Source organism: Acetobacter malorum (assembly GCF_002153605.1).
Taxonomy (GTDB): domain Bacteria; phylum Pseudomonadota; class Alphaproteobacteria; order Acetobacterales; family Acetobacteraceae; genus Acetobacter; species Acetobacter malorum_A.
In genome coordinates, this window is record NZ_JOPG01000058.1 from 1 (window position 1) to 784 (window position 784).

Consider the following 784-nt stretch of genomic DNA (forward strand, 5'->3'; position numbering starts at 1 on the left):
AATCGCCTGGAAGATCGTCTGGTTGATCGGATCGATTCCGACATCGACGACCAGATGCCATACCGCGCTGATCAGATGAATCGTCGCGATAGCGGTGACCAGCATGATGAGCGCAATCAGGGTCAGAATGATCGCCTGTTCAAAACGCTCGTAGAATGTCAGGCCCCTGAACAGCTTGATGAAGCGGGACCAGTCCCTGCTCTGCCAGGAACGTTTCATGGAGAGGTCTTCCATAGCCGTTTTCCCATCTATGAATTGGGTTATAGTTCCTACGTCGTGGCCCTTCCGGCGTACATCCGGTTCAAAGCCGCTGCCAGCGTGGCAGGCGACAAGACAATGTTCTGGGATGGTCTCGCACGCCTTTTGGCAAGGCCAATGTCAGCTGGTTTTCGAGGTCTCCCAACAACTAGCCAAGGCCTTAGCCATGTGCGTGCGGTCAGCGACAGGCAGGAGTTTTTGGACCACGGCGACGGCCGTCGCTTCCGGGTCTGGCGCGGTTCTCCAGCGAGATACCAAGTGGTAAATCAGATGGTCAGCCGCCCGACGCATGAGGCCGTTATATCCCTGGTTTTTTTCTTGGTCGCCGAGATAGTCGGCCAGCAGGACCGCCAGCTCTGTACCGATCTGAACGGTCGGAAGCGACATAATTCTGTTTGGCCTGTCCGTGTGAAGAGTCATGATGCAGTCCTCAGGCCGGGGCGTGTGTCGCCCGATGTCAGAGCCGTCGCATCCAGAGGGCTGACGCTCAAGCCCGAAACAGTGGCGGTGACGTCGACATGCACGG

The 784-nt window shown here is 57.1% G+C and carries 1 protein-coding gene and 1 pseudogene; both read right to left on the reverse strand.

The genetic code is table 11. From position 1 onward, the window contains the following. A pseudogene (locus tag HK23_RS13720) lies at window positions 1–234 on the reverse strand (phosphate-starvation-inducible PsiE family protein); the annotation flags it as partial. Between the two features lie 144 nt (window positions 235–378). Continuing rightward, window positions 379–645, reverse strand: coding sequence for a hypothetical protein (locus HK23_RS13725; protein ID WP_244896452.1), 267 nt, complete (start codon window positions 643–645; stop codon window positions 379–381). Window positions 646–784: the final 139 nt, after the last annotated feature.